Source organism: Halomonas sp. KX33721, assembly GCF_001596805.1.
GTDB classification, from domain to species: Bacteria; Pseudomonadota; Gammaproteobacteria; order Pseudomonadales; family Halomonadaceae; genus Vreelandella; species Vreelandella aquamarina.
This window is the reverse complement of sequence record NZ_LVIA01000049.1, coordinates 1-23,147: the sequence shown is the minus strand read 5'-3', so window position 1 is coordinate 23,147 and position 23,147 is coordinate 1. Positions and strand designations below refer to the sequence as shown.

15 protein-coding genes, 1 tRNA gene and 2 pseudogenes are annotated in these 23,147 nt (G+C 58.9%); 5 read left to right on the top strand and 13 right to left on the bottom strand.

The features are described from left to right. Positions 1 to 43: 43 nt before the first annotated feature. The 9 genes from A3220_RS15620 to A3220_RS15580 all read right to left on the bottom strand — a co-directional run bounded on the left by A3220_RS15620 (position 44) and on the right by A3220_RS15580 (position 17,918). A complete protein-coding gene (locus A3220_RS15620) occupies positions 44 to 553 on the bottom strand; it encodes a transposase (protein ID WP_054641575.1) in 510 nt (169 codons plus the stop codon). A gap of 1,230 nt (positions 554 to 1,783) precedes the next feature. Continuing rightward, positions 1,784 to 2,293: a transposase gene (locus tag A3220_RS15615; RefSeq protein WP_054641575.1), complete on the bottom strand. Its 510-nt coding sequence runs from the start codon at positions 2,291 to 2,293 to the stop codon at positions 1,784 to 1,786. Between the two features lie 509 nt (positions 2,294 to 2,802). Then, positions 2,803 to 3,318: a transcription/translation regulatory transformer protein RfaH gene (gene rfaH / locus A3220_RS15610; protein ID WP_062375783.1), complete on the bottom strand. Its 516-nt coding sequence runs from the start codon at positions 3,316 to 3,318 to the stop codon at positions 2,803 to 2,805. A 198-nt stretch (positions 3,319 to 3,516) separates the two neighbouring features. Next, positions 3,517 to 4,848, bottom strand: coding sequence for an aminotransferase class I/II-fold pyridoxal phosphate-dependent enzyme (locus A3220_RS15605; RefSeq protein WP_062375780.1), 1,332 nt, complete (start codon positions 4,846 to 4,848; stop codon positions 3,517 to 3,519). Further along, positions 4,845 to 12,167, bottom strand: a complete 7,323-nt coding sequence (locus tag A3220_RS15600; protein WP_062375777.1) for a type I polyketide synthase — start codon at positions 12,165 to 12,167, stop codon at positions 4,845 to 4,847. Before A3220_RS15600 ends, A3220_RS15605 begins: the two co-directional genes overlap by 4 nt. Then, positions 12,164 to 13,783, bottom strand: a complete 1,620-nt coding sequence (locus tag A3220_RS15595; RefSeq protein ID WP_062375775.1) for an LTA synthase family protein — start codon at positions 13,781 to 13,783, stop codon at positions 12,164 to 12,166. The genes A3220_RS15600 and A3220_RS15595 overlap by 4 nt, the downstream gene beginning before the upstream one ends. A gap of 1 nt (position 13,784) precedes the next feature. Beyond that, positions 13,785 to 14,573, bottom strand: a complete 789-nt coding sequence (locus tag A3220_RS15590; RefSeq protein WP_062375787.1) for an SDR family NAD(P)-dependent oxidoreductase — start codon at positions 14,571 to 14,573, stop codon at positions 13,785 to 13,787. 89 nt (positions 14,574 to 14,662) lie between these two features. Next, positions 14,663 to 15,898, bottom strand: a complete 1,236-nt coding sequence (locus A3220_RS15585) for a capsular biosynthesis protein (RefSeq protein WP_062362438.1) — start codon at positions 15,896 to 15,898, stop codon at positions 14,663 to 14,665. Position 15,899: 1 nt separating this feature from the next. Continuing rightward, the gene (locus A3220_RS15580) at positions 15,900 to 17,918 is read right to left on the bottom strand and encodes a capsular polysaccharide biosynthesis protein (RefSeq protein WP_062375772.1); all 2,019 of its coding nucleotides are present in this window, start codon (positions 17,916 to 17,918) and stop codon (positions 15,900 to 15,902) included. Positions 17,919 to 18,028: 110 nt separating this feature from the next. Between A3220_RS15580 and A3220_RS15575 the strand changes: the two are divergent. Further along, positions 18,029 to 18,594, top strand: a pseudogene (locus A3220_RS15575) (diguanylate cyclase); the annotation flags it as partial. Here the strand turns inward: A3220_RS15575 and A3220_RS15570 are convergent. Continuing rightward, positions 18,591 to 18,836, bottom strand: coding sequence for an EAL domain-containing protein (locus tag A3220_RS15570; protein ID WP_290123755.1), 246 nt, complete (start codon positions 18,834 to 18,836; stop codon positions 18,591 to 18,593). The pseudogene A3220_RS15575 and the gene A3220_RS15570 overlap by 4 nt on opposite strands. 90 nt (positions 18,837 to 18,926) lie before the next feature. Here A3220_RS15570 and A3220_RS15565 point away from each other — a divergent pair, with 90 nt between their 5' ends. Both A3220_RS15565 and A3220_RS15560 read left to right on the top strand, forming a co-directional pair. Continuing rightward, positions 18,927 to 19,874 (top strand): AEC family transporter, encoded by a 948-nt coding sequence (locus A3220_RS15565; protein WP_044629048.1) that lies wholly within the window; start codon positions 18,927 to 18,929, stop codon positions 19,872 to 19,874. 65 nt (positions 19,875 to 19,939) lie between these two features. Continuing rightward, a tRNA-Arg gene (locus tag A3220_RS15560) sits at positions 19,940 to 20,016 on the top strand. 211 nt (positions 20,017 to 20,227) lie between these two features. Here A3220_RS15560 and A3220_RS17070 read toward each other — a convergent pair. Next, positions 20,228 to 20,821, bottom strand: a complete 594-nt coding sequence (locus A3220_RS17070; protein ID WP_084812799.1) for a type VI secretion system-associated protein TagO — start codon at positions 20,819 to 20,821, stop codon at positions 20,228 to 20,230. Positions 20,822 to 21,226: 405 nt separating this feature from the next. Between A3220_RS17070 and A3220_RS15555 the strand changes: the two genes are divergently transcribed. Further along, positions 21,227 to 21,874 (top strand): hypothetical protein, encoded by a 648-nt coding sequence (locus A3220_RS15555; RefSeq protein ID WP_084812798.1) that lies wholly within the window; start codon positions 21,227 to 21,229, stop codon positions 21,872 to 21,874. On the opposite strand, the gene A3220_RS15550 is transcribed toward A3220_RS15555, so the two are convergent. Continuing rightward, complete coding sequence (locus tag A3220_RS15550; RefSeq protein ID WP_062375764.1) at positions 21,871 to 22,059, bottom strand: hypothetical protein; 189 nt, start codon at positions 22,057 to 22,059, stop codon at positions 21,871 to 21,873. The two genes, A3220_RS15555 and A3220_RS15550, sit on opposite strands and share 4 nt — an antisense overlap. A gap of 29 nt (positions 22,060 to 22,088) precedes the next feature. Continuing rightward, the gene (locus tag A3220_RS15545; RefSeq protein WP_062375760.1) at positions 22,089 to 22,628 is read right to left on the bottom strand and encodes a hypothetical protein; all 540 of its coding nucleotides are present in this window, start codon (positions 22,626 to 22,628) and stop codon (positions 22,089 to 22,091) included. 292 nt (positions 22,629 to 22,920) lie between these two features. Between A3220_RS15545 and A3220_RS15540 the strand changes: the two are divergent. Then, positions 22,921 to 23,147 (top strand): annotated as a pseudogene (locus A3220_RS15540) (IS256 family transposase); the annotation flags it as partial.

The following is a 23,147-nucleotide window of genomic DNA, read 5'->3' as shown; positions in this document are numbered from 1 at the left end:
CGATAGCGCACCCGCGAAGCACTCCGGTAGGGGGGCAGGCATTCTACTCCCAGTCCATATCGGCGACGTCCGGTATGTCTTGCGCTCCCCAGTCTGGCTCGTACCATCCCTTCTTGACGCATTGGTGAAAGCTGGACCATTGCCATTCGCGGGGGGACTGCGCCCAGCCGTGCTTCACTGGGTTGTAATGGATGTAATCCATGTGGCGCTGCCAATCGTTCTCATCGCGGATGACGTGCTCCCAAAATCCACGCTGCCAAGCATGTGGGCTGCCGGGGGGAAACAAAAATTCTTGAGAGGCATACTTTTTGACGTCTCTCCATCGGGAAGAGTAATCCGCATCTCCTTCGGGGAGTGTCCAGATACAGTGCAGGTGGTCGGGCATCAGGACGAAGGCGTCCATGGTGAAGGGGCGTTCTTCTTTCACGCGACGGAAGGCCCGGCCCAGGGCGTTGATGTTGAGGTGGTCCGCCAGGAGCGGTTGGCGGCCGTAGGTTACCACTGTGAAGAAGTAGGTGCCGCCGGGGATGTGCGCGCGTCGGTAGGTGGCCAAGGGCTGCTTCCCTGCAGTGAATTTAGGGTAAGCGTACCTTGATTGGGAAGGGAGTGCATCTTTCGTGCGGGGGGGGTTACCTGTGCCCGATGTTGGCGATGACCCCGTAGCGCGGTGTAAGCGGAGCGCACCCGCGAAGCATCCCGTTAGGGATGCCGATGAAGCCATATGTGTGAGCGGTGGCGCGGTTGCTTGTGGTGGCGTGATCAGGGCGGCTGGCGCCGCCCTTCGCGGGTGCCTCATTTGCTCGTGCCTCGCAAGATTCGTTACGCCGCGCTACGGGTATGTGCAGTTGCACCGTTTTGATAGGTTTTACGGCACTTGAGGTGAGCACCCGTAGCGCGGCGTAAGCGGAGCGCACCCGCGAAGCACTCCGCTAGGAGTGCCGATGGTGGCACCGAGGTGTGATGATTTGCGATGGCTTGATCAGGCGGCTATCCGCCGCCCTCGCGGGTGCCTCATTTGCTCGTGCCTCGCAAGATTCGTTACGCCGCGCTACGGGTATGTGCAGTTGCTCTGTGTTGATAGGTATCACGGCACTTGAGATGGGCACCCGTAGCGCGGCGTAAGCGGAGCGCACCCGCGAAGCAACGCGAGGAGCGTTGCCGGTGAGGCCTCATGGGTGGGCGGTGGCGCGGTGGGTTGTGGTGGCGTAATCGGGGCGGCTGGCGCCGCCCTCCGCGGGTGCCTCCTTCGCTCGTTGCTCTCGCTCAGTCGTTACGCCGCGCTACGGTAGTGTCCGTGCCCGTGATTATTCCCCATGCCCGACGTTGGCGATGACCCTGTAGCGCGGCGTAAGCGGAGCGCACCCGCGAAGCACTCCGTTAGGAGTGCCGATGGTGGCACTGTGGTGTGATGATTTGCGGTGGCTTGATCAGGCGGCTATCGCCGCCTTCGCGGGTGCCTCATTTGCTCGTGCCTCGCAAGATTCGTTACGCCGCGCTACGGGTATGTGCAAGCGCCCAGTGTCGGCAATTGAGGTGAGAACCCGTAGCGCGGTGTAAGTGGAGCGCACCCGCGAAGCACTCCGTTAGGAGTGCCGATGGTGGCACCGAGGTGTGATCATTCACGGTGCCTTCATCCAGGCGGCTATCGCCGCCTTCGCGGGTGCCTCCTTCGCTCGTTACTCTCGCTCTTTCGTTACGCCGCGCTACGGGGCGGGGCATACATTCGTAGCGCGTGGTAAGCGATAGCGCACCCGCGAAGCACTCCGGTAGGGGGGCAGGCATTCTACTCCCAGTCCATATCGGCGACGTCCGGTATGTCTTGCGCTCCCCAGTCTGGCTCGTACCATCCCTTCTTGACGCATTGGTGAAAGCTGGACCATTGCCATTCGCGGGGGGACTGCGCCCAGCCGTGCTTCACTGGGTTGTAATGGATGTAATCCATGTGGCGCTGCCAATCGTTCTCATCGCGGATGACGTGCTCCCAAAATCCACGCTGCCAAGCATGTGGGCTGCCGGGGGGAAACAAAAATTCTTGAGAGGCATACTTTTTGACGTCTCTCCATCGGGAGGAGTAATCCGCATCTCCTTCGGGGAGTGTCCAGATACAGTGCAGGTGGTCGGGCATCAGGACGAAGGCGTCCATGGTGAAGGGGCGTTCTTCTTTCACGCGACGGAAGGCCCGGCCCAGGGCGTTGATGTTGAGGTGGTCCGCCAGGAGCGGTTGGCGGCCGTAGGTTACCACTGTGAAGAAGTAGGTGCCGCCGGGGATGTGCGCGCGTCGGTAGGTGGCCAAGGGCTGCTTCCCTGCAGTGAATTTAGGGTAAGCGTACCTTGATTGGGAAGGGAGTGCACCCGCGAAGCATCCCGTTAGGGATGCCGATGAGGCCATATGTGTGAGCGGTGGCGCGGTTGCTTGTGGTGGCGTGATCAGGGCGGCTGGCGCCGCCCTTCGCGGGTGCCTCCTTCGCTCGTTGCTCTCGCTCAGTCGTTACGCCGCGCTACGGGTATGTGCAGTTGCTCTGTGTTGATAGGTTTTACGGCACTTGAGATGGGCACCCGTAGCGCGGCGTAAGCGGAGCGCACCCGCGAAGCACTCCGTTAGGAGTGCCGAGGGTGGCACCGAGGTTTGATGATTCACGGTGGCTGGATCAGGCGACTATCCGCCGCCTTCGCGGGTGCCTCATTTGCTCGTGCCTCACAAGATTCGTTACGCCGCGCTACGGTTGATCATTCACCGTTTACCATCATTCGCCATTCGCCATTCGCCATTCGCCATTCGCCATTCGCCATTCGCCATTCGCTTCACCGCTTTTCCAAGCTTTCAACCGGTAGCTCTACCTGCTGAGGCCGTTGTAGGACGTTAAGCAATACGATGGCGCGTTCTTCGCCTTTGCAGCGGGTGAAGATGGCTTCTAGATCTTTGAAGGGGCCGTCGGTGATGGTGACTTTTTCGCCAGCGGTGAAGTAACTGTGGCTGCCTTCTTGGCGATGGGGTTGGGCACGCAGGGTGTCGACGAGGGCGTCGGGTACGGCGATGGGCGTGTTGCCAAAGGTGAGCAGGCGCAGGACGCCACGCGTAGAGCGGATGGGCCGCCAGTTGCTGACGACCTGGTCTAATCGAATAAACAGGTAATAGGGGAACAGCGGCTCGGTGACGGTGGTGAGCTTGCCTTGGCGTTTGCGTTTTACATCCAGCACCGGGTGAAACACCTCGTATCCTTGATTAGATAGGTGTTCCGCCGCGCGAAAAGATTCGCTGCCTTTGCACTGAATGACGTACCAGTGGGCAGTGCTGGTCTCGATTGTTTCTACTACCATTGACTTTTTCCTATTGCCCAGTGGCTCCCTAGTTTAACGTGCCACCTTCTAGGCGGCTATCGCCGCCTCCGCGGGTGCCTCTTTCGCTCGTTGCTCTCGCTCTTTCGTTACGCCGCGCTACGGTGTTGGCATTCACCATTCACCATTCACCATTCACCATTCACCATTCACCATTCACCATTCACCATTCACCACGAATCACATCCCTTTTGCCAACAGCTTTTCAAGCACGTCTAATGTTTCATCGATATGGGCTTGGGTGTGTTCGCAGGAGAGGAAGAAGCGCAGGCGGGCGCTTTTTTCCGGTACGGCGGGGTACAGGATGGGCTGGACGTTGATGTCGTGCTCCAGCAGCGCGTTGGAGAGGTGCGCGGCTAGGGGCGAGCTGCCTACTATCACTGGTACGACGGCGGAACCGATACTTTGGCCAGTATTCATACCGCGAGCTTGGGCTTGCTCAAGAAAGTAGCGAGAGATGGTCTGCAGTTTGGCGACGCGCTCGGGTTCCTGGGCCATGAGTTCCAGTACCTTGAGCGAGGGGGCGGCGACCTGGGCGGGCATGCCGACGCTGTAGAGGAAGCCGGGCGCGAAGTAGCGCAGGGTTTCGACCAGGGCTTGGTTGCCCGCGATGTAGCCGCCGCAGCCGGAGAGTGTTTTGCTCATGGTGCCCATCCAGATATCGACATCGGTGGGGTCGATGGCAAAGTGTTCCCGCAGGCCCAAGCCGGTTTTGCCCATCACGCCGAAGGAGTGGGCTTCATCCACCATCAGCCAGGCTTGATGGCGCTGTTTGAGGGCAATGAAGCGCGGCAGGTCGGGTATGTCGCCGTCCATGCTGTAAAGCCCTTCGATCACGACCAGGACGCGCTCGAATTGATGGCGGTGCTGGACAAGCAATGCCTCCAAGGCGTCGGGGTCGTTGTGGCTGAACGACATGCGTTTGGCGCCCGAGAGCTGCGCGCCCACCAACGAGCTGTTGTGGATGTACTCGTCGTGGAGGATCAGATCCTTGGGGCCCAGCAGGTAGCCTAGCGTGGAGACGTTGGTGGCGTGACCGCTGACGAAGGCCACGGCATCTTCCACGGCATACGCCTTGGCGATGGCCTGTTCCAGCTCGCCATGAATGGGTCGTTCGCCCGAGACCACACGGCTGGCAGATACCGAAGTGCCGTAGTGCTGCGCGGCCTCGCAGGCGGCCTGGATGACCCGCGGGTCGCCGGAGTAACCCAAGTAGTTATAGCTGGCAAAGTTGATGCAGGTGCGGCCATCCATCACGCTCGTGGCCCCCGCCAGGCCCTCATGTACCTTGAAGAAGGGCACCTCCAGGCCGAGCTGCTCAGCGCCTTGGCGCATCATCATGAGCTGCTGATAGCCTGGGTGCGCATCGAAGCGCGTAAAGCGCTCGGGCACGGAACGGGCTGCCCCCGCGCCTTGGGCGCTGGGGGCAGAGGGAGCGGCGGCTCTGGCGGTAGGGCGCTGGCGCGCTTTTTCCAGAAGCTGGCGTTTTAACTCAGAACGCTTGGCGGTCATGGTGTCTCGGTCGCAGGGGAGGATGCGGGCTCGCTGTTGATGCCATCCGCACCGTGGCGGGCGGCCAGAGAGGCTAACGCATCTTGTGGCGACTCTTCAACATCCTCATCGCGCTGGTGTAGTTTCTGAATCAGCACACCTGCGAGCTTATCCAGCGTCGAGGCTTCGCTGAGCACCATCACCGGTACTTGGACGCCTAAACGGTTCTCGATGGCCGTCATTAACTCGACCCCCATGAGCGAGTCGAAGCCCATGTCGTAGACCGAGCGATTCACGTCGATTTTTTCTTCATCGATCAGCAGAATGCTGGCCAGTTCGGCGCGCAGCAGCTCGGTGATCGTGCTATGCAGCTCTTCGGGCGAGAGATCTGCCAGCAGCGCGCTGATGTCGTCGTCGCTATCCAGGCTACCGTCGTCGTCGCTGGCGCGGGCAATCTCATCGAAGCGCGGCGTGCCGGAAGTGGGCAGGAAGCGCGCCAGCGCACCCCACTCGAGCTCTAATACACCCAGGCTTGGCCCAGGCGTCAGCAGCATTTGTTCGAGCACCTTGAGGGCGTCGTCTGAGCGTAGTGCCGAGCCGCCCAGGCGCTCTTGCAGTGCGTCGCGGGTGCGGGTGTTGCGGGCCAGGAAGCCGACGTCTTCTATGGCGCCCCAGCGCACGCAGGTGGCCGGTAGACCTTGGGCCCGACGGCGGGCCGCGAACGCTTCGAGCCAGTGGTTGGCGGCCACATAGTTGGCTTGGCCTGGGTTGCCGAACAGGGTGGTGGCCGATGAGTAGAGCACGAAGAAGTCGAGGGTGTCGTTGGCCGTCAGCGCCTCTAAGTGCTTGGCACCGTCGATCTTCGGTGAGAGCACGTTTTGAATCCGCTCGGCATCCAGGTTGCGAATCAGGCCGTCATCGATGACCGTGGCGGCATGCACGATACCGCGCAGCGGACTGAGCTCGCGTTTGGCGCGCTCGAACACCTGTGCCAGGGCATCGCGGTCGGTAATGTCGCACGCCGCCGCCAGCACGTTCACACCTTGCGCTTCGAAGTCAGCCACGGCTGCTTGCGCTTCTTCACTGGCCGGGCCGCTGCGGCTGAGTAGAATCAGCTCGCGTGCGCCTTTATCGACCAGCCATTGTGCGGTTTTTAGGCCAAAGCCACCCAGGCCGCCGGTCACCAGGTAGCTGGCATTGCTGGGTAGCTGCATGCTGGCGGTGCCTAGCTGCTCTTGGCGTGGCGGGGCAATGGGCTGCTCGTAGGTGACGACGACCTTGCCGATCTGGCGCGCCTGCTGCATGTAGCGGAAGGCATCGATGACCTGGCTGTGGCTGAAGGCGGTAAACGGCAGCGGGCTCAGCGTGCCGTCGTTGAACAGTGCCATCATTTCGCCGAACAGGCGCTGGGTGAGGGCCGGCTGCACCTTCATTAGCTGGTCGGAGTCGATGCCGAAGTAGCTCAGGTTGTTGCGGAACGGGCGCAGGCCAATATGGGTGTTTTCGTAGAAGTCGCGCTTGCCAAGCTCCAGGAAGCGACCGAACGGGCGTAAAGCGCGCAGGTTTTGGTTAATGACTTCACCGGCCAGGGAGTTGAGGACGACATCGACGCCCTCACCCTGGGTGTCTTCGAGGATCTCTTCGGCAAAGGTGAGCGAGCGGGAGTCGTACAGGCGCTCTTCGCCCATTAGGCGGAGGAAATCACGCTTCTCTTCCGAGCCCACCGTGGCGTAAATCTCGGCCCCCATCCACTGGGCGATTTGTAGCGCGGCAATGCCCACACCGCCTGCAGCGCCGTGAATCAGCACTTTTTCGCCGGGTTCTAAACGCGCCAAGTGTTTTAGCGCGTAGTACACGGTAAAAAAGGTCGTCGGGATGGTGGCGGCAGCGGCGTAGCTAACACCTTCCGGCAGGGGCGCCACGGCGTGCTGGCTGGCGACCAGGCGGTCGCTGAAGCTGGCAGGGCCGAAACCGACCACGCCTTGGCCGGGGGCCAAGTGGGTGACGTTGCTGCCGACGGCCACGACTTCCCCGGAGAACTCCAGGCCCAACGTGGGGCCGGCAAAGCCGTTTTCGATGGCTTCATCGGAGAGCAGCCCGAGGGTGTACATGACATCGCGGAAGTTCAGGCCGGTGGCCTTGACGCGCACTTCCACCTCGTCGGCATCCAGGTCGGGGAGCTGGCGTGGCCGCCACTGTAGCTGGCGCAGCTGGCCGGGCAGGGCAAAGCCCAGCGTCATGGCCTGGCGCGGCGCTGCCTGGCTGGCCTTGTGCGGGTGCGGAGCGGGCAGGGTACGCAGGCGCGTGGCAAAGCGGGTGCCTTCTTGCGTCATCACCAGCTCGTTTTCGCTATCCGGTTCCGCGATAGAGGCCGCGAAGGTGGCGAGCGCAGACGCACCGGGGGCATCTGGCAAGTCAACTAGGGTGACGCTGTGGCCCACGGCCTCGTTGGCCAGCGAGCGGCCAAAGCCCCATAGCGCGGCGTCGTCGGCACGCTGGTAACCTTGAGTGGTCAGCCATAAGGTCACATGGCAGCCTTGCGCGTCCAGGCCGCTCGCTTCCAGCGCCAACGACCACTGCTGCGCGGCGAAACAGCGCTGCGTTTGAGCCTCGGTGGTCGTGCTGCCTAGCTCACGCAGATCGAGCACGTTCAGTGCCGTCGGTGTGTCGGTGAGATCGGCCAGCGCTTCATTGAGTAGCGTTTGCGGCGCTGCGTCGCTGATGCGAAGCCATACGCTGTGGCCTGCATGGCTACTCAGCTGTTTGGCCAATGCTGCCGCGAGCGCTTCTTGCTGAGCGTCGGCCACTAGCAGCGTTTGGGTGCTGGATGCCTGAACGTTGGCGTCGTTGTGTTCTGTTTGTTGCGCGTGCAGCAGGTAAGCGCCGCTCTCTTCTAACTCGATTGGCGCGGAGACGCTCAGCCCTTGGCTGCTCAACCACTCGATGAGCGTGCTCTGTTCTAACGCAGCTTGATCGATGCCCGGCGTTGCCAGCAGGTCATCCAGCCAGCGGCTTGGATGAAGGCCAATCACCATGATCTGCGCGCCCGGCGCCAATTGCGCGGGCAGGGCCTCGATCAGTTGGCGTGTGCGCTCGGGTTGGGTTACATCTGCGCTGACGAACGCAAGCTGTGCCTTTTGCGCAGCTGTCAGTGCCGGTAGCGCCTCGTCTAATGACTGAATGTCCATCAGCGGGTAGCGCTCTTGCAGCTGTTCCGCCTGGTAGCGCGCCGTGTCGCTCGTGGTGAGCGCGCGGTAGCGATAACGGTCGTTCGTAGCCGGGGCGCCGTGGGCAAGCTGTTCAAGCAAGCGCTGGCCCAACGCGGGCGCGCAGGGGCCTGCTTCCAGTAGATTGAGGCGTTGGCCATCTGGCAGAGTGGCCAGAGAGGCCTCCATCAGCGCACCTAGCTCATGGGCCAGAACTTGCCAACCGCTTTCACCCACCAGGACACGATTGATGCCGGCCAAATGCTCGGCAGTGATGCCCAGGCTTTCCAGCGTATCACGGCCATTGAGTAGCGGTTCACGGTGCAGGCCCAAGCGGCCGACGAGGTGAATGGGCGCGAAGTAGTCGGGATACTCCTGCACCAAGAGCTGCCAAATGGTCTCTGGCGCTGGAGATGCGTCGTCGTCGCCGTTAGCCTGCTGGACGAAGGCCTCGCTAAGGCTATCGAGCAGGGGGGCCACTTCTTGCGCATAGCGCTGGCCAGTGCTGGCGGTGTAAGCATCGCTGAAGCTCATCAGGCGCGTCAGCGCGTCTGCGGAAAGCGGTAGCGCGGCGGCTTTCAGCGGAGCGGGCGTGAGCTCCATGTCTAAATAGCTAAAGTGCTGGTGGTGCGCGCGGTTCAGGCGAATGGCCTTGAAGCGGGTCTGGCTGAGCACGGCCACGGCGCGACCTTCGGCATCGTAGAGCTCGAAGTCGGCGGTGAAGGAGTGCGGTGCCCGTTTGCCCATGACGGCGCGGGCCAGCACGGGGGTTCCGGCTTCGGCATTGACCTGAATACGGCCTACGCGCACGGGCACGAAGGCGAGCTGCGAGGCAAACTCGGCCTGGCGTGTCAGCAGCGGAATGAACAGCTGGAAAGCGCTATCGAGAATGCCGGGATGCACGTGCAGCGTGTCGAGCTGGGCGGTGACGGCTTCCGAGAGGTGAATCTCGCCGATGACGCTATCGCCCTCGATCCAGCCGCGTTGAATCGCCTGAAACGCAGGGCCATAGTGCAGGCCAATGCGTTCGGCCATGTGCAGATGCTCGTCTAGGGTATAGTCAGCATCACGCTTGGGCAGCGCTGGCGCCCTGCGGTTGAGCAGGAAACCGCGGCTTTCGCGCATCCGGCGTGCCACGGCATTGAGCTGCCACTCGCTTCCCGTGGCGGGCTCTCGAGAGTGGATGGCCAGACGTCCATCATCGGGATCGAGGGTGAGACGCATGGTACGGCCATTGGGGCCGTCCAGCAGCAGCGGGGCGCGAATTTCCAGCTCCTCGATATCGAGAACCGGCGTCTCTTTCTGCTGTAGCGCGGCGGCCAGCGCCAGCTCGACGAAGCCCGCGCCGGGGAAGACGGCCCCTTCACCCACCACATGGTCGGCCAGCCAAGGCTGCCGCTTGGTGTCTAATTGGCTCTCCCAAGTGTGCTCTTGCTGGGCCAGCGGGTAGCCAAGCAACGGGTGCTGGTAATAGCGTGATAGTAGGCCTTGGCCGTCGTTGGTGCCTTGAACCCATAGGTGAGTGCGCTGCCATGAGTAGCGGGGCAGCAGGACGCGCTGGCCCTCCACGGGGAAGAAGCGCTGGCTGTTGACGCTTAATCCGCTGAGTAGCAGCTGGCTGAGCGTGCGGTTCAAGCCGTCTAACCCAGGCTTGTGGCGCTCGATGGTGCCGAAGACTAAGCCGCTGCGCTCTTGCTGGCGCAGCGATTCGTTGAGATAGCGGCGTAAGATCGGGTGCGCCCCGACTTCGACGAAGACGTTGTAACCCTGCTCGATGAGGGCGGTCGCTGCGCTATCGAAGAGCACCGGCTCGCGGATGTTGAGCCACCAGTAGTGGGCATCCAGCGTCGTGCCTTCGGCCAAGGCTCCGGTGACGGTGGAGAAATACGGAATTCGAGAGGGCTGCGGCTGAATATCGGCCAGCGCTTCCATCACGCCTTCCTGGATGCTGTCCATGGCGGGGCTGTGGAAGGCGTAATCCAGCGGCAGGCGTTTGGCAAAGGTGCCTTCGGCACTCAGCGCAGCTTCCAGCTCGCCGAGCTGGTCGCGATCGCCCGCCAGGGTAATGCCTTTGGGGCTATTGATGCCCGCCAGGCTGATCTTGTCGAATTCGGGCTTGGCGAGCCAAGGAGTGATCTCATCGGCACTCATCGCCACCGCCGTCATTTCCCCTAGGCCGCGAGTTTTGCCCTGATAGTCACTGCGGTAATAAATCACTTTGACCGCGTCTTCCAGGCTCAGGGCACCCGATGCCCAGGCAGCAGCGACTTCACCCACGCTGTGGCCGAACACGGCGGCGGGGGTAATGCCTTGCGCTTTTAGCCACTCGGTCAGCGCTACCTGAAGGGCAAACAGTGCGGGCTGGGCGATTTCGGTGCGTACGAAGCGGCTCTCTTCGCCTTCTGACCGGTTGCGGCCTGCTAATTCGTCACGCAGAGAGAAGCGACCGTAGCGCTGGAACAGCGCATCGACGCGGTCGATGGCGTCGCTGAAGGCCGGAGCGGTGTCGAGCAGGTCGTGGCCCATGGTGGCCCACTGGCAGCCGTTGCCGTCGTAGACGAACACCGGGCCTCGGGCATTGGCGAGGCGCTCTAGCGTCATGACGGGGCTGGCCTCTCCTTCGGCAAACTGGCGCAGTGCCGTGGCGGCTTCGTCAGCGCTGCTGGCAAAGCAGAGCGCGCCGTGGCTGTGCTGCTCACGGTGGTGATAAAGCGTATGGGCTATATCGTAAAAATCCTGCCCGGATACCTGCAGGTGCTTGGCCAGCGCCAGCGCATTGTCGGTCAGGGCCGCTTCACTGCGGGCGCTAAGGCGAATGGGCAGCGGGGTAGCGGGTGTTTGGCGAGGCGCTGCCGCTTTTTCCGGTGCGCTCTCCAAAATGACGTGGGCGTTGGCGCCACCAAAGCCAAACGAGTTGATGCCAATCACCAAACGGCCTGTGGGTTTCAGCGGCTGGGCTTTGGTGACCACGCTCAAGTTCCATTCGTCGAACTTGATGCGCGGATTCAGCTTGCGAATGCCAATGGTCGCGGGCACCTCGCGGTGCTGCAGGCTATAAAGCGCTTTGGCAAGCCCCGCCACGCCCGAGGCGGTTTCCAAGTGGCCGACATTACTTTTTACCGAACCAATCGGCAGCGGCGTTTGCCGATGTTTGCCAATAGCCTCGCCAATGGCGCGGGTTTCGATGGGGTCGCCAACGGCGGTGCCGGTACCGTGGGCTTCTAAATAGTCGATCTCATCGGGGGAGATGCCCGCTTGCTCGTAGGCGCGACGCATCAAGTCGGTTTGAGCACTGGTGTTGGGTACCGTCAGGCCGGATTTATGACCGTCGGTATTCACGGCTGACCCGGCGACCACGGCCAGTATGTTGTCACCGTCGGCGACGGCTAAGTCGTAATCTTTGAGCAGGAAAAGTCCTGCGCCTTCGGAGCGTACGTAGCCATTACCCGCTTCGTCGAACACCTGACAGCGTCCGGTGGGCGAGAGCATGCTGGCTTTAGAGAAAATGATAAAGCCGTAGGGATGCAAGTGCAGGCTGATACCGCCCGCCAGTGCCACGGTCGTTTCACCGCTGCGAATGGATTGGCAAGCCTGGTGAAACGCCACCATGGAGGACGAGCACGCGGTGTCCAGCGACATGCTGGGGCCATGCAAGTCAAACACATAAGAGAGTCGGTTGGAGGCGATGCTCGAGGTGTTGCCCGTGGCGGTCGAAGCATCAATAGCCGACATGTCATCGGCTAAACGGTAAGAGTAGTCAAGACTGGCGACGCCCAGGAAAACGCCGCACTGGCTGCCACGCAGAGTGCTGGGCACGATGCCGGCGCTTTCCATGGTTTCCCAGGCGAGCTCCAGCAGCATGCGCTGCTGCGGGTCCATATTGGCCGCTTCGCGTGGGGAAATACCGAAAAACGCTGCGTCGAACCCGCTGATATCGCCCAGGCTACCCGCAGCAAAGGTGACGCTGGTGCCAGGGTGGCGTTTATCTGGGTGCCAAAAGGCATCATGGCTCCAGCGATCTGGGGCCACTTGGGTGACGAGGTCTTTTTCGGCTTGCAGGTCTTGCCAGAACGTTTCAGGGGTGGTGCCGGGGAAACGATGGGCGGCACCGATGATGGCCACACGTTTAGTCATTCTTGCTCCTGAGGTTCTGGTTCTGCCTTGATCACATCGTTACTTATATCGCGTCCAAACACTTGTTTAAATAGCCGGACGCCAAGTTCGTTGGCTGCTATTCCCTGCAGCGGTTGCTCGGCAGGCATTTGGTCAGGCGGTGTTGGTTGCGTTGACCATATCATGTATGGGGTGCTGCCCGTAGGGGGCATGAAGTACCCATACGCATCGGGCAGTATAGGGACGTGGTCGCCATACCAGCTCAGTATTCCAGGCCTCGTGCTCTCGTTTAGCGCTGTTTTAACGCTTGCCAGCATTTGATCAGCTTCACCTAAATGGTGCAAGTAAACGGCGAGCTCCCGCAGATGGCCTGGAAGCGGCCACGCGGCGTTCGGCAGCGTATCGGCCAAACGTGCCTGTTGGGGCGCTTCCAGATGCAGCGGGCCGTGGTTTTCCATGGTGATCACAAAAATAAATAGCGGCCTATTATCGTCATCTTTCAGCAGGCGTCCAACCTTTCGTGCCACGGCTCGGTCGCCTATGTACTGCCCGTGCTTATCGCTGCTGCTAAACGCGCTGATATCGATAAAGGTATCAAAGCCTAGCTGCGGAATGACCTTGTCGCGCATGTAAAAGGTAGCGGGGTAAGGGTGCACGCAAATAGTGCGGTAACCCTGCGCGCGAAAAGCGCTCGCCACGCTGGGTAGCGGGTAACGGCTTAGCGTGCGGTAGGGGTTGAACTGGCGGGCACCCCAGGCGCTGGGTGCCAACCCCGTGAGCACGGCGCATTCGGTGCGTACGGTATTGGCCCCCCAGGCCGGCACGCTCAACTCGCCCTGTTCGACGGCCTCGGTAAGAGTGGCATCGAAATGTTGCAGTAGCGTCGGCGCAACTTCTGGACACCATGGGCGCGGATCGAAAAAGGATTCGCTCTGGACCAGCACGACATTGGGTCGCTCGGCGCTATCTGGTGAAGCGACGGCACTGGGCTGGCTGGCAGCCGCGTAGGGGGATGCCGAAGGGTCAGGCGGTGACGAGCGCATCAATGCTACCCCATAGGCCCAAAGGCTGGCATATAGCCCCACGCGATGTAGATCCTCGACCGGTTGCAGGGACATGGCGCCGAGTGAGCGTAAACCAACGGCTACCAGCACCGCCCCGAGCCCGGCGAGCAGTCCGTTGCTTTGTAAAAAGAGCACGGTGCTCCACTGGCTAACCAGCGACGGCTCCACATAGAGAAAGCTGCCAATGGCGATGGCCCCCGCGCTGCTGGCCGCGATGGCGAGGCCAATGCCAAAAAACGGGACATAAAGCCGTGGGTGCAGGATGGCGTCCCAGAAGTACTCGAAGTCGTGGCAGATGAACGGTTCGTTGAGCGTTTTGGACTTGGTATTGCTTGACTGGACCACCACGAGCTGGAGTGACAGCACGAAGACCACGGCAAACCAGGGACGCTGGAGCAGCAGCGTGAAAAGCCCAAATAGCAGTAGCCAACTGCCGAGATGGATCACATTGGCTGCCATCGGCCGCTGCCAGAGAGGAGCAGGCCGTGGAGACAGCAGCGCTTCGAACGCTAGGCTGAACACTAGCCCGATGAAGAGCGGCAGGCTAAGCGATAGGAGCAGGTGGCCAAGCATCTTACCGGCCTCCTACATGATCGAAACCCAGTCGTTTGATGAGCCACTGCGACACGCCTGCTGGCAAGACGGCCAGCCACCAAGTGCCGAAGTTGAGCGGAAACGGGAAGCTGACTCGCGCACGGTTGGCGCGAATGCCACGAATGATCACTTTGGCGGCTCGTTCGGGTGGCCACTCAAAGGGCTTGGGGCCAGGCATGGCATTGCACATGGGGGAGGTGACGTAGCCGGGCATGACGACCGTTACCCCGATGCCGCAGGGGGCGAGCAAGCCGCGCAAGGCTTCGCCATACGCTTTGATGCCCGCTTTGCTGGCACTGTACGTGGGCGTGCTGGGTAGTCCATGCCAACCTGCCAGTGAGCTAATGAATACCAGTTGGCCGCTACCCCGTGCGCGCATGGCGGGTACCAAGTGCTGCGCCATGGCAATGGGGGTGGTGAGGTTGATGTTCAGCAAGGCTTGAACATCGGCCCAGGGCTCGAGCTCGCCCAACTGCTCAGGATGTGTGTTCTTGCCTGCGTTGGCGATCACGATATCCGGCAACTGCTCGGCACGGAGCGTGGTGAGCCACTGCGCTAGTGCCTCCTCATCAGTGAGGTTGATGGAGGAGAGCGTCACTTGCGCGCCTTTCTCCCGGCAGGCGCTGGCCACTTGTTCCAGTGCTGAGGTGTTACGGCCATGGAGAATAAGGTGCGTCTGCGGGGAAGCATACTCCTTGGCGAGCGCTCCGCCGATGGCCCCCGTCGCTCCGGTGATTAGCACGTAGCGTGAACGTTTTGCCTGTTCCAGGATTGTGGAATCAGTGGTGGAGTCAGTGGTGGAGTCAGTGGTGGAGTCAGTGGTGGAATCGGTTGTGGCGTCTGTCGTGGCGTCAACACTCACAGCAGCTTCTCCAGCGGTGATGGGCAGGCTTCCAGGATGTGGGCGGCATTATTGACGGCGAGATCAATACTCGGCTGGCAGTAGAAGCCGCCGTTAACCTGAGCCGCGTGCATGACGGTATTACGGAAAAAACCAAACAGCGCAGCGCTGGGTGGCGGCGGCTGATGCCAAAACTCTTCGAGCGAGCCTTCGTAAGTGAGACCTGCCAAGTTATAAATAGGGTCGCTCAGTGCAAAGGTGGGGCACTGGGACTCAAGTGAAACAATACCCACGGTGCTGTTCACAGTGACAGTGCCTACCGCATGCTTAATGAGCGCGTTGAGATCTCCCGATTCGAGATACACGATGCGCCCGTTTGAGCCGTAAAAGTTTGAGAGCCGTTCAATGATGCTGGGGTAGTTCACCAGCCCCATGTCCAGCGGATGGTTCTTGATACATAACAGTGCATCGCTGGGTGCATGTTCAGCGAACGACCCCATCACGTGGTCCATGACCTCTTCCATATTGGCATAGGGCGAGTGGTCACGAATTTGGGCGTCTGTGTTGAGCTGTAAGGGCAGCATAAAGTATGGCTTGCCACTTTCGATCAGCGTTTTGATCCGTTCAGCATCGCGTTTTTTCCACTGCTTGAGCAGCGTAAAGCGCTTGATATAGCCTGCATACTCCACTGGTGCGGTAATGGGGGCATGGTTGCGGTAGCGCGGTGCCACGATGGGATTGGCTAGCCCTGCGACGTGGTAGGCCACATCGTGCATAGCGCGGATTTTAAACGATGAGCGAAAGCGTACCGGAGAAGGAAGCCCAGGTAACGCTTTGCCTGTTTCATAAAACCAGGTGGGATCGCGAGGCAGCAGCGAGTGGCCGTTGACTCCCTCACGTTCCAGCGTGATCCAAAAGGGGCGGAAGTAGCCCTCTTCAAACACGTGGGTGCGAATGCCTGCGGCCGGGGCTTGGTCGACCGCTGGGCGGTGCACGGGACGCCGGTCGCCGAACAGGACTTGGTCGGTAATGCCGTAGCGTTGCCATAGAGAGGTGACGTAGGCGGGCAGCTCGCTCAGAGGGCCACGAAACAAGTGGCTATGGCTGTGCGTGCGCTGCCAATAGAGGAGGTCGCCCGCGTTGAAGTGTACTTTCACCACGCGGTGGCCGTCGTCGGTGAGGCGGCGGGCTAAGCGTTGGTAAAAGGGCGAGCAAACGCCTTGTAAGAATAAGAATGCGCGCTTCTGCTTCAACTCAATGGCTTCCAATCAACAAGTTACGATAGCAGCGATAAAGGCGCTGCTTCCATGTAAGTAGCGGTGTTTGTGCAGTAGATTGTTGTAACTTTGCCCGCTCCAATAGGCTGACGACGGTCTCGGCATTGCAAAGCTGACCAGAGGTGGGGTCGATGTAATTGGGGTACAGCAATAGCGTGCCAGCAACCAAGGCATCCAAGGTGAGTGTACGGTTACGCCTTGGGCAGTGCATGGCATCGTGCGTTAATCCCCAGCCTGCGTAAAAAGGCAGGCCATAGGTCGTCACTTGACGATGACGCAACAGGGCTTCAAAACCGGTCAGCGAGCTCATTGTATGCACGGCATCCACGCGCTCTAGCAAAGCGGTGATGTCGACGTGGCTGGCGTCCAAATCATACAGACGTTTGGCATCAGTATCGAGTTTGCCCACTCGAGCCCCGCTGATCACATCAGGGTGTGCTTTGTAGATGATGAAAGCGTTCGGCTGAGATTGGCGCACGGCTTTTAGCAGCGCGCTATTGGTGCGGATCTTCGGTGAGCCGGTGGCGATGGACGCATCGCTCTCGACTTGTCCCGGCACTAAAATGACCGTTCGATGATCGGGTAAGGCAATGTCTGCCGCCCCAGGCACGTTATATTTCGATAGCTTCAGGGTGACAAGGCGCTGGCGCAATTCGGCGGCCCTGGCCAGTAAGTCATCGCTAAATTCATGCTCGTTGAGTAGCGTTTCCAGGTCGCTTGGCTGACTGGGGTCGTAATAAATACCGTGGCGATCTATCACCAGTGATAAGGGTTGAGTGAGGTCGACGCCCAGGCCCACCGAGCGGATAAAACCGTCTTCCATGCGCCAAAGATGAGGCAACAGTTCGCTGTGCTGCGTTTTGAAGGTGCCGTCGATACGGCTCGACCATACCAGCAGCCGTTGAGGCTCGACGGCTTGATGGGGGAGTCTCTTTTGATAACGAACGCGGGCAGCAGGGCCCAGAAAATCGCTGATAAAACGTCGCTTCCAAGAGGAGAAGCCGCAAGCGAGCCATGCGCCTCTCAACCGTTCTTGCTGACGCTTTTGGTCAGCGATGAGGTGTATCGTCTCTTCCAGCGTGGATGGCTGGCCCGTGTAGGGGTTAGCGTAACGGCAATAGCGAAGATAGGCCGCCGCGAATACTTCTGGTAATGTACGAGAACGCGTGCGCCGGGGGCAGGGGAGTTGGTCTTGGGTCAGGCCCCAGCCAGCATAGAAAGGGGTGCCAAAGCAGTGGACACGTTTGCCCGCCATAAGCGCTTCGAAGCCAAGCTGGCTAGTCACCACATAGACGTCGTCGACTTGGTCGAACAGGGCCCAGGGGTTGATATCTTCGCTGATGACCTGGCAGCGCGGGTGCTGAAGAGCGCTGGTAAGGTGCCCTTGCTTTTTACCCGCAATCACATCGGGATGAATTTTGACCAGCACTTTGGCCTGGGGGTGATAGGCCAGTGCGTGCTCCAGCATGGCTGAAAAACTGGCGGCGCTCGCGCCACCATACTCGATGGATGCATCCCCCGCCGTCTGGTCGACCACTAACACGGTGGCGCCACTAGCGCTCAGAGGCTTGTCCGGCGCATGGTTATATTTCGATAAGCGATAACGCTTTAGTAAGGCGATGCAATGTTCGGCCCTGGATACTTCTTCCGACGAAAAGTCGGCGGTCGCTAGCCACTGCTCTAGGTCGCTGGGTCGTGAGGCGTCGTAGTAAATGCCGCTGTAATCCACTACGAGACTATGCGGTTGGTAACCGGCACTACTAAGCCCTAAAGAGCGTAAAAAACCATCTTCCAGGGCGACGTAGGGAAGACGGCGCTTGTTGGCGTAGCGCCTCGCTCGGCGGCTGGTAGGTTTCAACCCCCATCCAATGACGGCGTCTGGCTGGGCACTGAGGGGACGAAGCGGGGTGACGTCGTCGAATTCTCTTAAAAATGCGGCGAGTGGTGTGATGCTGCCAATGCCTTTAGAGGTGTAACCCGCCGTACGTTTTGCCATGGAGTGTGCCGAAATTTTTTGTCGGGTGGTTTGCGAGACAGGCGGCGAACATACGTGAAATAAGCGTGGTTATCAATTCGCACGCGCTTGGCTTAGAGTTAAGGCGCTAGGTGCACCCTGACGACCGAGAAGGGGCGAGGGACATGTGGGTTCACAGCTTGAAAACCGGTAGCGATTTCGTGCGCCAACTACGGTTCGTGCGCAGCAACTATGAAACGCTGTGGCTGGACATTCATGCACGGGTGGTCATGTTGCCTCAAGGGGGCACTCGCTGGGCTTGGTCGGGGTCGTGAAGGACATCACCGAGCGTCGCCAGCAAGAGGCGTTGCAGCGCTGGGAGGCAGAGCACGACCCGTTGACGGGGTTACTCAATCGACGTGGATTCGAGCGCCGGTTGGAAGAGGCATTCGCCGACTTCCAGAAGACCAGCACGCCCTCTGCGCTGCTTCTCTTCGATCTGGACCATTTCAAGCCTATCAACGATGAGGGCGGCCACGCGCTGGGAGACGAGATGCTCCGCCGTATCGCTCAAATCGTGGCCTGGGAAGTGCGTCGCAGTGACCATGTGGCGATTTCCCGGGCAGATGCAGCCAGTTATGAAGCCAAAGGGGAGGGGCGAGATGCCGTGGTCGTCAAATTGCCCGAACAGTTCGACCCCATAGAGCTATTCGGTTAAGACGCGTCTGGGAAACCTTCCCGCTGCCAAGTGATCAGCCACTGGGGGAGCGCTTCGGCGGGCACGGGGCGCGCGAACCTCTTGGCCAAGAAGACGATACTCTCTACGATCGTACGATCATCTTCGCTCGCCAGCATATCGCGAACGAAGTCTCTATCGACTTTGATCAACTGCACCGGCAGGCGGTGAAAGTACGCCAGCGACGAGTAGCTGGTGCCGAAATCGTCCAGCGCCACGTCGATCCCCAGCCGTTGACAGACTGTCTAGCGAGTCGACAAATCTCAGTCAACGGTAGAGTATAAGAGGATGCTGATTCGACTGAGAGCGCCTTCGTGGACTTACTTGAACTCTTTACACGCACCCTAGACGTTACCCTGCCCGTTTTTGCCATGGTGTTCATCGGGATTGCCTTGAAGCGCCTGGGCTGGATCGATAGTGCCTTCATTTCGACCGCCTCGTCTCTCGTGTTCAAAGCTACACTGCCCACGCTGATCTTTCTCAGCCTAGTCAAAGCTGACTTGAGCGTTGCTCTAGATGTGCCGTTGCTGCTCTTTTTTGCCCTCGCCACGTTGGGCCAGTTTTTGCTGAGTTGGGGTTGGGCGCACCTGCGCGTGCCAAGAGCCGACCGTGGCATTTATGTTCAAGGAGCGTTTCGCGGAAATTGTGGGGTCGTAGGCTTGGCCTTGGCGGCGGGCATGTACGGCAATTATGGGTTATCCGCCGGTAGTTTGCTGCTGGGGGTGGTGATCGTGATGTATAACGCGCTCTCCGTCGTTGCTTTGGCAGCCTATCAGCCCGGCCAAGCGACCGATTGGCGGAGTTTGCTGGGTCATATCATTAAAAATCCGCTGATTCTTTCGGTGTTCGCTGCGCTCCCTTTTACCGCTTTCTCGGTGTCACTGCCCAGCTGGGTGATGACCTCAGGTAATTACTTTGCCTCGCTCACGCTACCGCTCGCGTTGATATGCATCGGCGCAACGCTATCGGTATCCAGCATGCGAGAGGGAAGCCAAGTGGCGCTCAGCGCCAGCAGTATGAAAATGGTGATTTTACCCGTGCTTTCCACATTGGCTGCGTGGCTGATGGGGTTTTCAGGGAATCAGCTCGGCCTACTGTTTCTTTTCTTTGCCAGCCCCACTGCTGCCGCCAGCTTCGTGATGGTCAAAGCGATCAATGGGAACGTGGCCTTGGCCGCTAATATCATCGCCATGACCACGCTCATGGCCAGCGTGACCGTGACACTGGGTATCTTCGCTCTTCGCCTGCTCGGTTGGATATGACCTCTGCCGATGCAAAACCGCGGTTGGCCGGGGCGGATCAAACCGCTATACTATGCGCCCCGTAAGTCCCTGTAGCTCAGTAGGATAGAGCAGCCGCCTCCTAAGCGGCAGGTCGCAGGTTCGACTCCTGCCAGGGACGCCATTAAAATCAATGCTTTATCTTTATTCCTTCCTTGGTAATTTGCCGATTTTTCGTTTCGCCCCCACAGGCGCCCCCACAAAAAATGCTCGCTACAGCATTGCATCAGCACCGCATCAGCCGCCTATTAGCGCCAGCCATACAAACGAAAACAGCGCCATCATGGGCGCTTTTTTTTTTGCGAGACGTTAAAGATGGAGTTCGGCTGCATTTGTTACCAGTTACAAGCCTCACGCAGCGGGGCTACTGCATCTTCAATGCCACTAATAGGAAATTGCACGGTAATAGGGGACTCGCTGAACGGCGTTGCCCGGACTGTCAGCAAATCAGCCCCAAACATATCGCGTATGACAGGGATAGATTGACCGCCACTCCATAGCCCTAAGGTTCTGTTATTAGTGGATTCATTCATTCTTCGGGTGAACGCTCGACCATCATCAATGCGTAGCGTTACCTCTCCATATTGTTGGTGGCTAGTCATGTGATTGTCGTTAAAAGTAAATAACAGCGAGGTGGTGTTCTCTACACACCTCATAACAAGCCGAGCTGGGGCTTTTCCTCGACTGAAGCGCCCTTGTATAGGCTCCTGAGAATCAACAGATACGAACACTGAAACGCTATCATCTATAGCGGAACGCTCAGTTTGGGTATCCCACTGGGATACGGTATTGCGATTAATGGATGGCCTATATTCAGCATCATAACAAGCTAGTCTGCTATTGCGGTCTGATATTTCCGCGCATTCTTGCGATGCTTGCGCAGTCCCTAAACCTGCCATGACGATGGCTATACCCCATTTGAACTTCATCGTATTAGTCCCATGTGATTAATTTTTTCAACTTATCAATAGTTAACTTAGCTTAATTTTCAGATGGCTTCAAATATAAGGCACTCCACCTTTGGTAGCCATGGAGCTAGGGTCGATGTAAATACTTGGGGTAATTTAGGGTAGGGGTAAGGCTTGGGCGCGTTCAATATGCCATGGTGGGCAATGCTGGCATGAAGGTTTTTCCAGCATCAGTACGCACAAAGTGACCTCAGAAAAATCATCAAAGCGCCTGTTATTCACCTGCTTAACAGGCCACGCGCGCGTAAACATGTCTGAAAATCATCAAAGAGACTCTTTTTAAGGGGTATGAAAATCATCAGTGTGGCTGAGCAAGTAACGTAGTGCTAAGTTGTTACTCTCATTTTTCTTTGAGTGGGGTGGCATATGCAAAAAAGCACATTAGCAAAATCAGTAACAGCTTTATCCTTCCTCTTTTTATACGGGTGTTCTTCCTCTTCTCTCACTGCACCCAGCGTCAGATGGGTAGCGGATTTCCAAACCGATGAATTTACTGATGAATCAACGTGTCGCGTGACTGTAGGATCAAAATATACATCTTCAAGCGTGTACACCTATACTGGTTCCTTATATCCGTTTGTCGAGAAAAAGGAAGGGGAAATAAGAGTAGGCGTTATGAGTGGCGGCAGTTTGAAAATACCTGTCGGACAAGTTCAGCTACGTATTGACCAAAACCCGGCCTGGACGATTTCAGTAGATGAAACACCAGCGGATCTTGTACCAAATGCTTCTGCCCAGGGATCTCTAGCTAGCATGTCTCAGCACCTTACCTCAGAACAGCAACAAGCTTTGGAGCAAACTTACAGCGCCACAATGGCGTATACGTCTAAATCGCTATCGCCCTATACTGCCACCACAGGGCAAAAGGCTGACGAAATTCTCAACCAAATGCTTACAGGCCAAAAGTTAATCTATCGTTCAGTTGGTTTTAACCAACAAGGCTCCAACGTAGGCGAATACCTCTTAGATGAATCGTTTGCAGAATCTCTAAGGCAATGCGGCATACATATCTAGTGCTCTGGCTGTTTTAGACAGCGGGATAGCTCTCTTTCAATTGCGCGCCTAACGAACTCGGCCCGGTTGCGGTGGCTATGCTGGCGGCCATGCTTCATCAGGCTGTCGATACTGGCTACGGTATCAGTCTCTACGGAAACGATAAGGCGAGCGGGGCGGGTAAAGCGGCGCGGGTTCTTGCTCATGACGTTAGCTCCTTTTTATAGACGGGAAATTATGTCGAAATGGCTGGCGCTGGCGGAAAGTCAGGCCAAGCGGCTTTGGCGTCTGCCAATGCACTGGGGTCGTTAAGCAGGCGCCTGCATTGTGCGCGAGCCTCGCTATGGCTTGACGCTACGGTGAAAGCATCATCAAGCGTGACGGCAAGCTCTGCCGCTGCCTGCCTGCTCATACTCAACATGACGGCACGCGCCAGCGGTTCTATTTCTCGCAACTCACGACCTACCACCTTGAGGCTGGAAAGTATGGTTTCCACATCATCAGCCGTTACCCGTTGCGGATTTTGCGGGTTTGCGGAAAAGTGCCTAGCTGCTGGGGTTGTGACTTGCGGATAGTTTGCGGAAAACTTGCGGGTTTCACCTGTGTGCGGCTTATCCGCATGTATCCGCAGGCTGTCCGCAGTGGGCGCGCTGGCACCCATGCTTTGATATAACGCTGTTTCCGGCGTGTTGTCCGCAATTCCGCAGAATCCGCAGCCTTTGGCTAGCTGGCGCTGTTCACGTAACTGCCTGCCGCGCTCAATCGGGTTAAACATGAGTCACGACCACCCATTCAGCCGTTTTGCCGCTAGTGCCATGCTTTGTGCTTCTCAGGTATCCAGCACGCGCCAGCCAATCAAGTAATGGGCGCGCTTTTCTGGCGCTGCGGTGGGCACTTGGCAGGCGTTTGAAGTCGCGTTGATTTAGCTTGCCGCCGTGCGTGTTGATCCATTCCAGTAGGTCGCGCGCGAGTTAAGCTCAGTTCTTGTGTATGGAGGGCAGTAGAGAGGGTGGCGTATCCTGTTGATTGATCTCGCCAGATCACAACCAACATAGGACGGATACGCCATGAGCAATTCTACTCTCCAAGCCGTGACGCAGCCAGACACCGGCGCTACTGATCCGTTGCATGAGCTGCTGCGCAAAGGGGCCCGAGACCTGATCGCCAAGGCCGTGGAGGCGGAGTTGAGCACGTTTCTGGAGCAATATGCCGACAAGACGCTGGAAGACGGCCGCCGTGTCGTCGTCCGCAACGGCTACCTGCCGGAGCGCACCGTGCAAACCGGTATCGGCGC

Coding starts and splice junctions, on each gene's coding strand:
- A3220_RS15550 (WP_062375764.1), bottom strand. CDS start 22,059: ATGAGCAAGAACCCGCGCCGCTTTACCCGCCCCGCTCGCCTTATCGTT.
- rfaH (WP_062375783.1), bottom strand. CDS start 3,318: ATGGTAGTAGAAACAATCGAGACCAGCACTGCCCACTGGTACGTCATT.
- A3220_RS15600 (WP_062375777.1), bottom strand. CDS start 12,167: ATGACTAAACGTGTGGCCATCATCGGTGCCGCCCATCGTTTCCCCGGC.
- A3220_RS17070 (WP_084812799.1), bottom strand. CDS start 20,821: ATGAAGTTCAAATGGGGTATAGCCATCGTCATGGCAGGTTTAGGGACT.
- A3220_RS15605 (WP_062375780.1), bottom strand. CDS start 4,848: ATGACCGCCAAGCGTTCTGAGTTAAAACGCCAGCTTCTGGAAAAAGCG.
- A3220_RS15595 (WP_062375775.1), bottom strand. CDS start 13,783: ATGCTTGGCCACCTGCTCCTATCGCTTAGCCTGCCGCTCTTCATCGGG.
- A3220_RS15545 (WP_062375760.1), bottom strand. CDS start 22,628: ATGTTTAACCCGATTGAGCGCGGCAGGCAGTTACGTGAACAGCGCCAG.
- A3220_RS15580 (WP_062375772.1), bottom strand. CDS start 17,918: ATGGCAAAACGTACGGCGGGTTACACCTCTAAAGGCATTGGCAGCATC.
- A3220_RS15555 (WP_084812798.1), top strand. CDS start 21,227: ATGCAAAAAAGCACATTAGCAAAATCAGTAACAGCTTTATCCTTCCTC.